Source organism: Bradyrhizobium sp. USDA 4461, assembly GCF_054055655.1.
Window position 1 is genome coordinate 5735101 of sequence record NZ_JBSRXM010000001.1, and the last position, 13519, is coordinate 5748619.

Annotated in this window: 12 protein-coding genes and 1 pseudogene; 5 read left to right on the forward strand and 8 right to left on the reverse strand. The window is 64.6% G+C overall.

The window, feature by feature from the left end; genetic code table 11:
• Positions 1-153 precede the first annotated feature (153 nt).
• A pseudogene (locus tag ACVINW_RS26685) lies at positions 154-894 on the forward strand (bestrophin-like domain).
• 162 nt (positions 895-1056) lie between these two features.
• Here the strand turns inward: ACVINW_RS26685 and ACVINW_RS26690 are convergent.
• A complete protein-coding gene (locus ACVINW_RS26690; RefSeq protein ID WP_456754054.1) occupies positions 1057-1638 on the reverse strand; it encodes an HdeD family acid-resistance protein in 582 nt (193 codons plus the stop codon).
• Between the two features lie 239 nt (positions 1639-1877).
• Here ACVINW_RS26690 and ACVINW_RS26695 point away from each other — a divergent pair, with 239 nt between their 5' ends.
• On the forward strand, positions 1878-2099 hold the full coding sequence (locus ACVINW_RS26695; RefSeq protein ID WP_021077690.1) for a dodecin: 222 nt from the start codon (positions 1878-1880) through the stop codon (positions 2097-2099).
• Positions 2100-2443: 344 nt separating this feature from the next.
• Here the strand turns inward: ACVINW_RS26695 and ACVINW_RS26700 are convergent, their stop codons facing one another.
• The 3 genes from ACVINW_RS26700 to ACVINW_RS26710 form a co-directional block, all read right to left on the reverse strand.
• Positions 2444-3004 (reverse strand): N-acetyltransferase family protein, encoded by a 561-nt coding sequence (locus ACVINW_RS26700; RefSeq protein WP_456754055.1) that lies wholly within the window; start codon positions 3002-3004, stop codon positions 2444-2446.
• 18 nt (positions 3005-3022) lie between these two features.
• Positions 3023-5380, reverse strand: a complete 2358-nt coding sequence (locus ACVINW_RS26705; protein ID WP_456754056.1) for an Orn/Lys/Arg family decarboxylase — start codon at positions 5378-5380, stop codon at positions 3023-3025.
• A gap of 271 nt (positions 5381-5651) precedes the next feature.
• Positions 5652-6266 carry a tetratricopeptide repeat protein gene (locus ACVINW_RS26710; RefSeq protein ID WP_456754057.1) on the reverse strand — a complete coding sequence of 205 codons (615 nt, stop codon included), beginning with the start codon at positions 6264-6266 and terminating at the stop codon, positions 5652-5654.
• Between the two features lie 236 nt (positions 6267-6502).
• Between ACVINW_RS26710 and ACVINW_RS26715 the strand changes: the two genes are divergently transcribed.
• Positions 6503-6904 (forward strand): ester cyclase, encoded by a 402-nt coding sequence (locus ACVINW_RS26715; protein ID WP_456754058.1) that lies wholly within the window; start codon positions 6503-6505, stop codon positions 6902-6904.
• Between the two features lie 61 nt (positions 6905-6965).
• Here the strand turns inward: ACVINW_RS26715 and ACVINW_RS26720 are convergent, their stop codons facing one another.
• From ACVINW_RS26720 to ACVINW_RS26730, 3 genes are all read right to left on the reverse strand, one after another.
• Positions 6966-7928, reverse strand: a complete 963-nt coding sequence (locus tag ACVINW_RS26720) for a hypothetical protein (protein WP_456754059.1) — start codon at positions 7926-7928, stop codon at positions 6966-6968.
• A gap of 126 nt (positions 7929-8054) precedes the next feature.
• Entirely contained in the window at positions 8055-9788 is a 1734-nt protein-coding gene (locus tag ACVINW_RS26725; protein WP_456754060.1) for an adenylate/guanylate cyclase domain-containing protein, read from the reverse strand.
• Positions 9789-9917: 129 nt separating this feature from the next.
• Positions 9918-10472, reverse strand: coding sequence for a PAS domain-containing protein (locus ACVINW_RS26730; protein ID WP_456754061.1), 555 nt, complete (start codon positions 10470-10472; stop codon positions 9918-9920).
• A gap of 491 nt (positions 10473-10963) precedes the next feature.
• Here ACVINW_RS26730 and ACVINW_RS26735 point away from each other — a divergent pair, with 491 nt between their 5' ends.
• Positions 10964-11761, forward strand: coding sequence for a rhomboid family intramembrane serine protease (locus ACVINW_RS26735; protein ID WP_456754062.1), 798 nt, complete (start codon positions 10964-10966; stop codon positions 11759-11761).
• Between the two features lie 190 nt (positions 11762-11951).
• Positions 11952-12380: a CBS domain-containing protein gene (locus tag ACVINW_RS26740; RefSeq protein WP_456754063.1), complete on the forward strand. Its 429-nt coding sequence runs from the start codon at positions 11952-11954 to the stop codon at positions 12378-12380.
• A gap of 2 nt (positions 12381-12382) precedes the next feature.
• On the opposite strand, the gene ACVINW_RS26745 is transcribed toward ACVINW_RS26740, so the two are convergent.
• On the reverse strand, positions 12383-13429 hold the full coding sequence (locus tag ACVINW_RS26745) for a patatin-like phospholipase family protein (RefSeq protein ID WP_456754064.1): 1047 nt from the start codon (positions 13427-13429) through the stop codon (positions 12383-12385).
• Between the last annotated feature and the right edge of the window lie 90 nt (positions 13430-13519).

Consider the following 13519-nt stretch of genomic DNA (forward strand, 5'->3'; position numbering starts at 1 on the left):
TCCCCCGGGCGCCGCTGCGCTCCGCCTCGGGCGCACCCGGCGCGCCAGAAACGGTCCGGACTGGATAGCGCCTTGGCAGGGCCAGTCAACCGGACATGCACCGCGTCCCTTGCTATCCTACGCACCTGATTCTCTCGCAGGTCTCCGCAAGCCGTGGTCGCATTCGTCGTCGCCGTCCTGATCTTCATCCTGCTGAGCGGCGCCGCGCTTGGGACCATGGCGATCCATGTCCGGTTCGCCGACCATCACCGCAGCGACGAGACCAACACCTCGGTGCGGCTGGTCGCGACGCTGTTCTTCACCATGCCGTCGCTGCTGCTCGGCCTGATGATGAACAACTCGGCCAACACCTATGTGGCGGTCGACCGCAATCTGCATGTGTTCGCCACCGACCTCATCCTGCTCGATCGCAGCCTGCGGCCGCTCGGGCCGAGCGCCGACGAGCCGCGCAGGCGGCTGCTCGCCTATGTCGAGCAGGTGCTCAAGGATGTGCCGATCTCGCGGGCGAACGAGGTGTCCGAACATCTGCTCGACGAGGTCGGCACCAGCCTCCGCGAGCTGCGGTTCGACGACGAGCAGAAGGTCGCGCTGTAGAACGACGCGCGGTCGGTCTATCGCCAGGCGGTGCAGCAGCGCTGGACCTTCGTCGAGCAGTCCGACGGTTCGTTCCCGTCGCCGCTGATCTGCATCCTGGTCGGCTGGCTGACGCTGATGTTCGCCACCCTCGGCTTTCGCGCGCCGCGCAACGCGGTCGTGATCTCGACCTATGTCGCCGCGGCGGCGCTGGTCTCGGCCGCGATCTATCTGATCCTGGAAATGAGCACGCCGTTCTCCGGCCCGATCCAGATTTCCGACCGCCCGCTGGTGCGTGTGGTCGAGGAGATCAGGCGGTAGCCGTCGGTATCGGCATGCGCTTCCGGTTTTTGTCTACCGCGTTCGCGGGCAGAAGGATCGGTTTGCTTCGCTCGCGATGACGGCAGGAGGATCAGCGAAAAAGTGCCTGTGACGCAGTGACTTATCCGCCCTATGATCGTGCCTGGGCCGACGAGGGCACCTTCACGCCCTGCGCTTCAGCGCCATGCCCATGCTGATCCAGCTCACACCGGCGCAGATCAGGTCGACGCTGAGGAAGATGCCGAGCACGTAGAGGCTCGACACCGGCCAGCGCGCCAGGATCATGGCGCCGAGCACCAGCGTGATCAGGCCTGATATTGCGACCATGCCCCACGGCGCTTCCGAGTTCATGCCGAAGGCCAGGAAGATGCGGACGATGCCGGAGACGACGAGGGCGATGCCGAGGAACAGCGTCAGCGTCGCCGCGCCGAGCAGCGGGTTCTCGAACGTGATGAAGCCCGCGACGACATAGAGCGCGCCGAGCAGCAGCCAGAACAGAAACTTGCCCCACGTCTTGAACTGGAACGCATTCACGATCTCGGCGGCGCCCGCGACGATCATCATGGCGCCAACGAACAGCACGCTGACGACGGTGGCGAAGAAGACGCTGCCGAAGGCGAGAACGCCCGCGATCAGGTAGATCACGCCGAGGGCAACGATCCAGCCCCACTTGGCGCGAAGGTGGGCAAGCCCGGATCCGAGGCTATGAGGAGGTGTGGCGGGCGAGCTGGACGCTGTAGACATCGTATCGCTCCCGAATGCTTGGCCAAACCATGCTACCATAGGTCAAGGCACGGAAAAAGACAGCTGCCTCGATGGCACGAAATGCATGCTGGCACCAAACGCGCCGCGACACGTTGATTCAAATCAATCGGTCTGTTGCCGCGCAGCATTCGTTCGGCGACTGCCGGTCTGCATCAGGCGAAGACTGTCCGGATTGACCTGCAGATCGTCCGGATCGCGCATCCACAGAGGAGGTCGACATGCCCACGACGCACGACAAGGACCACGTCTACAAGATCCTCGAACTGGTCGGATCATCGGACAAGAGTATCGAGGCGGCGATCGAGAACGCGGTGAGCCGCGCCTCGAAGACGATCCGCGAGATGAAATGGTTCGAGGTGGTGCAGACCCGGGGCCACATCGAGGGCGGCAAGGTCGCGCACTACCAGGTGACGCTGCGGGTCGGCTTCACGCTGGAGTAGAGTGCGGGCGGCACGTTCACGGTAGAGCGCAGCTAATCCCATCCTCAACCGTCATCGCCCGGCTTGACCGGGCGATCCAGTACGCCGCGACTTCTCGGCTCAAGCACTGCTGCCTCTGGAATACTGGATCACCCGCTTTCGCGGGTGATGACAGCGCGTTGTTTGATATCTTGAATCGAGAACCATCCTCATCGTCGTCCTGGCGAAAGCAAGGGGACCCATTACCCCACATGGTCATTGTAAAAAACGATCCTGGAACGACGAGTCCCGTTCACAACAACGCTGCGGCGTATGGGTCCTGGCTTTTCGCCGGGAAGACGATTGAAAAAGCGCCTACGCCCCCATCACCGCCGCGACAGCGGTGCGGGCGGCGGCGGCGTGGTCGAGCCGGCGGCGAGCGAGCGTTGCACCATCACGGTGTCGGACCAGCGGCCGTAGCGATAGGCGACACCCGGCAAATGACCGACGCGGGCGAAGCCGAAGCGGTCGTGCAACGCGAGCGAGGCCGCATTGTCGCTGTCGATGTAGCCGATCATCTGGCGGAAGCCGGCGGCGGCGCAGGTGTCGACCAATTCCTGCAACAGCTTGCCGCCGACGCCCTGGCCGGTGAAGCGGTGGTGAATATAGATCGAATGCTTCACCGTGTAGCGATAGGCCGGGCGCTTGCGGAACTGGACCACATAGGCGTAGCCGACCACTTCGCCGTCGCAAACCGCGACGAGGTGGGGCAGGCGGGTGCTGCGCAGGTTCTTGCGGCGGTCGCGCAGATCGTCGGGCTCCGGCGTGCCGCTGTCGTCCACGCTCTCCTCGATGCCGTGGCGGATATGGTGGCGGTAAATCGACAGCATCGCATCGACGTCGTTGTCGCGCGAGGCGCGGACGGTGATCTTGTGATCATTCTCCATTGCGTTGCGTCCGTTCGTCTATTCGGACACTACATAGGTGTAGAAGCGGACGCGGCCGGATTCATCGATCTCCTTGTAGATGCCCTGCACCTCGACCTCGAAGCCGGGGAAGGCGTTGAAGCTCGCCTCGAACATCTTGAGGTAATCGATCATCGGCTTGCTGCGTTCCGACAGCCGCTCGCCGGGCACGATGGTGGCGATCCCCGGCGGATAGACCACGAACGGCGTCGCGGCGATGCGGCCGAAGATCTGGTCGATCGGCAGGTAGTCGACGTCGTTGCGGATCAGATATTGCGCCGCCTGGCGCGGCGACATCGCGATCTCGGGGAGATGCTCGGGCAGGAATTGCTTGGCCTGTAGCATGCTGACGTTGCCGTCGCGGAAGAAGCGATGCATGTCGCCGCAGAGATCGCGCAGCCGCACCCCGGTGTAGCGTTGCGGACGGCGGCGGAAGAATTCCGGGATGACGTCCTCGACCAGCGCGTTGTCGTCGTGCAGCTTCTTGAAGGCGACGAGCCCGGATACCAGCGTGCCGGCCTTGCTGGCCTCGACGCCGGGCGTCAGCAGGAACAGCAGGGAGTTGAGGTCGTTCTTCTCGGCAACGATCTGGTTCTCGCGCAGATATTGCGCCACGATCGGCGCGGGGATGCCGTGATCGGCATAGGCGCCGGTGGCGTGATCGAAGCCCGGCGTCAACAAAGTGAGCTTGTTCGGGTCGGTCATGGCAAAGCTGTCCGTCAGCTCGGGGAAGCCGTGCCAGGTTTCGCCCGGACTGAGCTGCCAGTAGGACGGATTGGTCGCGAGCTGATCGGTCGAGATCGTCTCCCAGGCGACGTTGTGGACGCCGCCTTCGCGGGCGACATCGGGGATCTTCACCCGGTCCGGCACGAACGGCTCGAAGAACCAGCGCCGTTCCGCGCGCGTCTCCTTCTCCTCGAACTCGCGCTTCACCGCGCGGATCTTCTTGCGCAGCTCGATGCCGAGCCGGATCGTGTCGTCCCACAGCACCTCGCCGGAGCGCCCCTTCATCATCTGTGCGCCGACGTCGAGCGAGGCGAAGATCGGATAGAACGGCGAGGTCGAGGCGTGCTGCATGAAGCTTTCGTTGAAGCGGCGGTGCTCGACCCGGCGCTTCTGGCCCTTGATGTGGCGGTCGCGGATGTGGATCTGCGAGGCCTGCGAGAAGCTCGCGAGCTGCTTGTGGGTGGATTGGGTGGCGATGATGCCGGGCGCCTCGGGGCCGAGATTGGCGAGCCCCATCGCGAAGCGGCCGGCATAGATCGGGTGGAATTTCATGAAGCCGGCCCAGGCCTCGTCGAACAGGATGTAGTCGCAGAGATGGCCGATCCGCTTCAGGATCATCTCGGCCGAGTGGATGGTGCCGTCATAGGTGCACTGCTCGACCACCGCGACGCGGAACGGGCGCTCCTTCTTCCAGGCATTCTCGTCCTTGACCAGCGGGTGCTTGCGGATGTGGTCGCGCAGCGTGCCCTCATCGAGCAGGTCCCAGCGCATCGGGCCGATCAGGCCCCAGGCGTTGCGCACGGTCGGCACATAAACCGGGACGCCGCCGCCGATCAAAAGCGCGCCGTGATGGGCGGCCTTGTGGTTGTTGCGGTCGAACAGCACGAGGTCGCCGTCGGTGACCAACGATCCCAACGCGACCTTGTTGGAGGTCGACGTGCCGTTGAGCACGAAATAGGTCTTCTCGGCGCCGAAGATCCGCGCCGCTTCCTTCTGCGCCTTCAGCGCCGGCCCCTCATGGGTGAGCAGGTCGCCGAGATCGAGCACGGAATTGTCGAGGTCGTCGCGGAACACGGCTTCGCCGAGATGCTCGACGAACACCCGGCCGATCGGGCTGCGGCTGTAGAACACGCCGCCATTGTGGCCCGGACAGGTCCAAAGCTGGTTGCCTTCCTCGGCATAGTCGACCAGCGCGCCGAAGAACGGCGTCTTCAGGTTCTCGGCATACTGCTTGAGCCTGGAGATCAGGTTCTTGGCGATGAAGGGCGGGGTTTCCTCGGACAGGAACACGTAGCCGTCGATGAAATCCAGCACCTCGACCGGCAGGTCCTCGAACCGCTTGCGGCGGATCAGCAGGATGATCGGGAAGTCGAGGCCGCGCCGGCGCATCAGGTTGATCAGGGCCGCGGTCTTGCCCTCAAGACCCTTCTTGCCCCAGTCGACCACCATGCAGCCGATCGCGGCATCGGTCTGCACCGCGATTTCGGCATCTTCCAGCTTGCGGGCGCGCACCACCTCGAAGCCGGAGCGCTCGATCTCGGTGATGATCTGGTTGAATCGGATGCCTTCGAGGTCGTCGGCCTCGAAAACCGGCGCTGCGAACAGGAAGTTGAAGCGTTTGAAATAGTCCATGCGTGTCCCCGAACTGGTCCGGCGCTGACGTGTCGGCACAATTCATGACAAACAGATGACAACGGGAGGCGCAGGATATCGAATTGGTTTTTCGGCGCCTCGTCGCTCAGGGCGCGGCCGCCGCGCTCATGCCGGTCGAAGCGGCAAAGACCCGCCGCAAAAGCGGACGTGCGACCAGCGCGGCTCAAGGGCAGCCCCCGGATGAGCGACAGCGACGTCCGGGGTCGTTCCCCCCGCACGTCGCTCCGCTCATGCGCGCTACACGACGCGCTCAGTACACGAGGTTCGTGCCCGGCGGCTTCTCCAGCGCCGCCGCCAGCGTCCGATACTCCTCGCAGTCTGTGCCGCAGATCTCGGCGATCCGGCTCAGATGATACTGCGCCTGGTCGCGGTTGCCCTGTTCGATCTGCCAGAGGCCGTAGTAGTTCCAGGTCAGCACGTGGTTCGGGTCGGCCTTCAGCGCGCGCTCGTACCAGACTTGCGACTGCTTGTAGTCGCCGAGCTTGCGGTAGGAGTAACCGATCAGATTGGCGACGTTCGGATGATCGTCGTTGCCGAGCGCGTGCAACTGATCGATCGCGGCGGCGTAGTCGTTGCGTTCGTAGATCGTCGCATAGGCCGCGCGATAGCCCTCGCGGAATGCCGGGTCGTCGAAGCTCGATTGCTTCGCGGGCTTCTTGACCCGGTGCGTGGTCTTTCTGCCCTTCTCCTGGGGATAGGCCGGCGCGGGAGTGCTGTAGCTCGACCCGTAGAGTTCTCCGCCGCCTGCTCCTCCGCCGCCACCACCACCGCCGCCGGCGGCGAGGGTGGTGTGCGGTGGGAACAGGACGATCGGTGCCGTCAGAATTGACGCAAGCGTTGCCAGCTTCATCGGCGACTTGATCATACGCACCTCCCGATTCGACGTGAATAGTCGTTGGTCTGAAGCACTAACTCCCGATCGCGAGAGACATTCCGCGCGTTCTGAAAAATTGTTGCCGGTGCGGCAATCGCCCTGTCGCTTCCGGACCTCGCGCTTGCATGCCGGCCGAGCATCGAACAGCGGATTCGAAACTAACATCGGTGTTAGAATGTACCCGACCTCAACGGCTATCCGGACACGCCGCGCGACAAGGACGATCGATGATGAAGAAGGACCTCGCCGAGATCTACCGAAGCTACATCGCCTGTCTGAATCGGCAGGATTGGCCGCGGCTCGGTCAGTTCGTCGGCGACGACGTGTGCCACAACGGCCGGCGGATCGGCTTGTCCGGCTATCGCGCGATGCTGGAGCAGGATTATTGCGACATCCCTGACCTTCGCTTCAACATCGCGCTGCTGATCGCAGATGTGTCCCATGTCGCGAGCAGGCTGGCGTTCGACTGTTCGCCGACGGCGACGTTCCTCGGTCTCAACGTCAACGGCAGACGCGTCGCCTTTGCCGAGAACGTGTTCTACCAATTCCGCGATGGCAAGATCGTGGAAGTGTGGTCGGTGATCGACAAGGCGGCAATCGAGGCGCAATTGGCGCGAACCTGCGGATGACCGGCCGCAGCCCGGATTGCCAACGGGTCGATCGAACGCGCGGCGGCGTCCAGCAGCGCGGTCACAGGTCGCTATAGGTCGGCGCCGGCGGAAGGATGCGGGCGACAAGCGGCAAGGCGTTTCTCCACAGCACGCAGTCCCGCTGGCGCGCGGGGAGCTCTTTCGCGAGTTGATGGATTTGCGCGCGGGAGACCATGCTTCGCTCGCAACGAAATGGTCGCAGCGGCACGCGCCCGATATAGTTCAAGAAGATCGCGTAGCGGTCGCGCCTGATCGCCGGCATCCCGCGGTGGTAGAATGACGCGGTGTCGGAGAATATGACAGTGCCGCGTTTTCCGGTGCATGTGACAACGTCACGAGCCATGTCGAAATCGGGCAGGGTTTCTTCCAACTGGTGCTGGGTCAACTCCGGAAACCTCCCGCTGGGCAAATGGTCGTACGCGGGAATCCGGCGCCGCAAGACCTGGAAGGGGCCGTTGCCTTCGTCCACGTCGTGAATGTAGACGGCAATCTTGAGCATTCGACGATCTTCGCCGTCGCGATGCCAGAGACGGACGCCGTTCTCGCGTCCGTCGGCAAGCGTGAAAAAGATGTTGATGCCGTCGTAACCGACCGGCACGCCGAGATAGTTCTCGGCAATGTCGAGCAGCCGACCATGGAGTCCCCAGTGGTAGATTTGGCGATGAGCCATGATGGCGTCTGCTCCGGCCTGAAAGGATCGCCGGAGGGGCAAATGTTGTCGCTCAAGCGCGTCGGCCTGTTGCAGGAAATGCTCCGTACCCGGAAGGTTCAATTGCTCCAGTGACGTGACGAAAACGCCGCTGGTCCTCAGTCCCTCGACAATTGCCTGGTCGTTCCCGCCGATCGCGGGGACATGTCGCGCGTATTGCTGCTTTGTCTTTTCGTAGCTGGCGTCGAGGCGGGAGGCGACCTGTGGTAACGCGACGATGCGGCAACCGAGACCTGCCGGCACTTCAAGAAACTTGTTCACGCTGGAATTCAGGACACGCCGGAAATAGCTCATTTGCACGTGACGCCGTGGAAAGTCCGGAGATGATACCGTTCGCTTTCCGGTAGCGGAAGCCGGAAAAATATTTCTAAGATTGCACGGTTGCGTGAATTGCGCGGCGATATCCGGCTTTGGTTGCCGCTATTTGCGTTCCAGATGCCAAGCGCCGTCCCAATCGGCCGGCGGCGGATTGAGGCGGAAATCCCGGACGCGTGCCTGCATCGCCAGCGACGGTCCGTCGCCCGGCACGGCGGCCAGCGCGGCGGAGAAGGCTTGGTCGGCATCGTCCCAGCGCTGCGCGCGATAGGCGGCGAGACCATCGGCGTAATGCCGCCGCAACTCGGCCTGCGCCGGCGTCAGCTCGTCCTTCTTGCCGATGATCTCGAACACGGCGACCGGCTGGGTCTGGCCGACCACGACGAGGCGGTCGATCTCGCGCAGCTCGATGGCCGCGGTGCAGGCCGCGGCGGTGGCGTCCGAGATCAGGCTGCGGCTGCCGTAGAACTTGTTGGCGCCTTCCAGCCGCGAGGCGAGGTTCACGGTGTCGCCCAGCACGGTGTAACTCATCATGAATTCGGAACCGATGCTGCCAACCAGCGCCTCGCCGGTCGCGATCCCGATCCGGATGTCGCAGTCGGCGGGGATCGCGCGCACGCCGAGCAATTCGGGCAGATCCTTGCGCAGCTTGTTGACCTGGCCGATCATGTCGATGGCGGCAAGCGCCGCCAGATGGGTCTGCTCGGCCTCCTCGACGAAGGGGGCACCCCAATATGCCATGATGGCGTCGCCGATATATTTGTCGATGATGCCGCGATGCGCATGGACCGGCGCGGACATCGTCGACAGATAGAGGTTCATGATCTTGACGAGGCCGCTCGGGGTCACGCCTTCGCTCAGGTGGGTGAAACCCTTCATGTCGCAGAACATCACCGTCATGACGCGGCGCTGGCCTTCGGTGGCGGCGATCGCCGGCTGCTCGAGCAGGCCCTCGGCGATCCGCGGATTGATGTAGCGGCCGAAGGTCTCGCGGATGCGCTGGTTGTGGCGCAGCGTCTCGATCATGCGGTTGAAAGCGGCCGAGAGCTGGCCGATCTCGTCCTGGGTCGTGATGGCGATGGCGCCATCGAGGCGCCCGGCCTCGACCTCGCGGGTGCTCTCGAGCAGGCGCATCACCGGACGGGTGATGCCGCTGCCGACCAGCATCGCGAACACGAAGCCGAGGATCGCGGCAATCGCGGTGACGACGCCGGAGATGATGATCGCCCGCTGCTGGGCACTCATCACCTTGGCTGCGGCAGATGCGACCTGCGCCAGCATGTCGGTGCGGATGCTCTCGATCCGGTTGTTGAAATCGTCGCGCAGGGCGTCGGCGCGGAGCGTGGTCGCTTTCGCGGCCGCGAACTCCTGGGCATCGAGTTGCTCGAGCAGCGTCTTGTTCTCTGCGTTGAGGCGCATCAGCAGGTCGTTGACGGCGTTGTCGATGCGGTCATCGAGACGTCCGAGCGCAGCATTGTCTGATGGCGTCGAGGGATCGGCGATGATCGCATCGATCAGCACGCGCGCGGCGTCGGCCTCGCGCTTGATGGTCGGCTCGATCTCGTCGAACGTCCTGCGCGCCGCCGCGTAGCCGCCGTCCTCGCCCGGCGCCTGCATCTTCGCCATCATCATCCGGCGCATCGCCAGCGACCGCTCCAGCGAGCGGATGTTGACGCGGGCGAGGTGGCCGTAGGCGGGGATGTAGCGGTTGGTGAGCTCGTCGAGGAGATGGCCGACCTGGCCCGCCATCACCATGGACAGCAGCGAGGTGATCACCGCGAGGACGATCAGTCCCGCGGCGATGCCGACGATCTTCTGCCTGATCGAATTCCGAAACATGCCGAGCCCCGCCGCAGCTGCAATGAGCGGGTCACTCCCGCTGTGGCGGCCCAACAGCTAATAGAGTTCCACAGCGCGCGGCGCAAGCGACCGGTCCACGCCATTCCGCCGGCGGGTGGGTGGGGGCGGTTAGCGCAGCCCTTCGTAGACCATCAGGCCGCGCGCGATCGCGAGCTTGCGCAGGGTCCGCGGCACGAACCGCTCCTGGGGATGCAGGTAGCGCCACGAGGTCAGTACCAAATCGTGCAGCCTCGTGACGTCCTCCTCGAACGGGGCGAGCAGGCCGGTCAGGCTTGCCGGCATATGGACGCGGGCAGTGAACGGCAGCAGCAGCAATTCAAGATGCGCCTTGGCGCCGGCCTCGGTCGTGGCGGTGATGCCGGCGATGGCCGGCAGGGTCTCTTCGACGACGCAGGTGATGATGTCCTCGATCTCGCCGCGGCTCTCGCCGCTGAACAGCGCCGAAAAGCTCTGGTTCTTGAGGTCGCAGCCGAGCAGGGCGGAGGTGCGGGTGCCGGCAACGCGGAACGGGAAGCGGGTCTCGCCGTCATAGGACAGCACGAAGATGTCGGACAGCAGCTCGCGCACCGCGGACGGCTCGAACTCACTCCGGTCAGGTGCGCGTGCGGTACCGCGCTTCGCATTCCAATAAGCGAAGTATTCGCGGCTGGAGCTGTGCTTCATCTAATGAACCTTGCCCGGCACCTGTCTCGGCGGGACACATCTGTCCCGGTTTTGCTCAGACGCCTTCCCTTCTCTGTTGTGCAGGGAAGGCTGTGCAGCGTCCATGCCGTGGCCGCGGTTTGGGCGGCTTATCGGCAGCTTTGTGTTGTTAACGTAAATTTAACTATGTCCTTGGCGTAGGCGGAACCTGCGCGTAGGGTCCGCGCGTTCCCGTTCGCTGGCTGCCCCAAGCGCCGGCGTGGTTGGTACACAGGCGGCGTCAAACAGTTTGGTCACCGTGCGGGGAGGGGTGGGGATGGTCTCCCGATCCCTCTGGGGCATGACAAGGCCAGCCGAGCAGGGAGGGTGTTCTCAGCACCCTCCCTTTTCTTTGGTTTCTATTCCAGTATCGCGGCGACAGCCGGTGTCCGATTTCGGGATTGTGCACTTGCACAGGGGCGTGAAAGCCGCCTATCTCTGGCTTCACAGTCGCATTCGAGGTCGCCGACCCCTTGGACTCCCATCCCGAATCCCCGCTCGCGCCGCCGCCGGAGGCGCCGCGTGAGCCGATCCTGACCCTGCCGCCGGCGCTCACCGCCTACATCCTGCTGATCGCGGTGATCCATCTGCGGGTGCTGCTGCCGCCGGAGCTGGAGAACTGGACCATCGACGTGTTCGGCTTCATCCCGAAGCGCTACGATTCGACGCTGCTCGACATCACCTTCCCGGGCGGGGACGGAGCCAAGGTCTGGAGCTTCGTCACCTATTCGCTGCTGCATGCCAACCTCACCCATATCGGCTTCAATGTGCTGTGGCTGCTGCCGTTCGGCAGCGCGCTGGCGCGGCGCTTCGGCGCGGTGCGCTTCTTCGTCTTCATGGCGGTGACGGCGGCGGCCGGCGCGCTCGCGCATCTGTTGACCCATGAGCACGCGATCGCGCCGATGATCGGCGCATCGGCGTCGGTGTCGGGGACGATGGCGGCGGCGATGCGCTTCGCCTTCGTCAAGGGCAGCTTCCTGTCGTTCAACCGCGGCGATGCCGAGGCGGCGGCCAGGGTGCCTGCGCTGTCGCTGTGGCGGGCGCTGCGCAACGGTCGGGTGCTCGCCTTCCTGGCGATCTGGTTCGGCGTCAACATCCTGTTCGGCGCCACGTCGCTGTCGCTCGGAGGTGAGGACACGGTCGTCGCCTGGCAGGCCCACATCGGCGGCTTCCTCGCCGGGCTGTTGCTGTTCTCGCTGTTCGATCCGATCCCGCGCGCGCGAGACGATGCTGCAGATGCGTCGTCGGTGGATCACTCCGGCCGCGTCTGATCGCCGCTTGCGGCTCGGATCGAATTCCTCCATCATCTTTGCGACGCAGAAACAAAGCGGGCCGACACATCGAGCCCAGCTACTGCCGCGCCCCCGGAACCGAAATCGGCGCGGAACTGTTGATTGAAGACTCTGGCGAACAGGCGCGATCCCGTCGAAGCGGGGCGCGAGCGGATTCAGGGAGGCGACAATGACGGTACGTTCCATTCTCGATGCAAAGGGCCATCAGGTCATGAGCGTCGCGCCCGACGCGAAGCTGTCGGCCGCGGTCAAGCTGCTCGGCGAGCGCAAGATCGGCGCGGTGCTGGTGATGGAGCAGGGCCGGATGGAAGGCATCCTATCCGAGCGCGACATCGTCCGCGTGCTCGCGGAGCGGGGCGCGGGCGCGCTGGATGAGCCGGTGAGCGCGGTCATGACCAGGAAGGTCGTGAGCTGCCGCCAGTCCGATACGGTCAGCGGCATCATGGAGATGATGACGACAGGCAAGTTCCGCCATCTCCCGGTGGTCGAGGACGGCAAGGTGGTCGGGCTGATCTCGATCGGCGACATCGTCAAGAGCCGCGTGCAGGAATATGAGCGCGAGCAGGAAGCACTGCGCGACTACATCAAGACCGCCTGAGACTATTTCCCGGTGCTGCCCGCGCCGCTCGACGGCGGGGCCAGGATGTCGATCGCTTCCTCGATCGCGCCGATGGCGCGTTCGGCGGCGCGGATGCCGTGTGCGATCAGGTCGTCGGCGCGGTGGAAGTCGAACCAGCCGATCTGCCCGACCCGCGGCGAGATCAGCATGTCAGGCGGATCGCCGGCGAGGCGCGCGCGGGTGATGCGGTCCTGCATGATGTTGAAAGCGTCGACCATGACGCTGGAGATGCCGGGCCGGGTGGCGCTGCCGAAAAACTCTCGCTTCACGGTGCGTTCGGCCGAGAAGAACCGGCCAAAGCGGCGCTTCGGCGGCTCCGCCTCCAGCTCTGCCTCGGCGGTCACCGCGACCGTGACCTCCGGCGTCGGCACCGCGCCGTGATTGTAGATCGTGGTCGAATGCGCGAACACGTCGCTGGAGAGGTTCGCCGCAATGACGATCTCTGCGCCGAGTGCGCGTGCGGCCGAGACCGGCACCGGGTTGACCAGCGCGCCGTCGACCAGCCAGCGATCACCGATCAGCACCGGCGCGAAGATGCCGGGCAGGGCGTAGGAGGCGCGCATGGCATCGACCAGGGGACCTTGGGTCAACCAGATCTCGTGGCCCGTGCGCACCTCGGTCGCGACGCTCGCGAACTTGACCGGGAGATCCTCGATCATGGATTTTCCCAGCGCCGCCTCGATCTCGGCGGCCAGCTTGGCGCCGCCGATCAGGCCGGAGCCGTTGAGGCGGATGTCGAGATAGCCGAGCACGCTGCGCGGCTGCAGGCCGCGGGCCCATTTCTCCAGCGTTTCGATATGGCCGGCCGCATAGGCGCCGCCGACCACCGAGCCGATCGAGGTGCCGACGACCACATTGGGGACGATGCCATGGGCGAGCAGGGTCTTGATGATACCGATATGGGCAAAGCCGCGCGCGGCGCCGCCGCCGAGCGCGAGCCCAATCACCGGTCGGCGAACCGATCCCAGTCCGACCTTGTCGGGGCCGTCGGAGCTCTTGTGGCCTCGGCCCATCCAGCTATCCAACACGACAAATCTCCTGCCAGCGCGAGACTAGGCGGCGCGGTTTGGCTGCGCCAGCGTCGTCCATCTTCATGGTTATTCCCCAGAGGCATGATT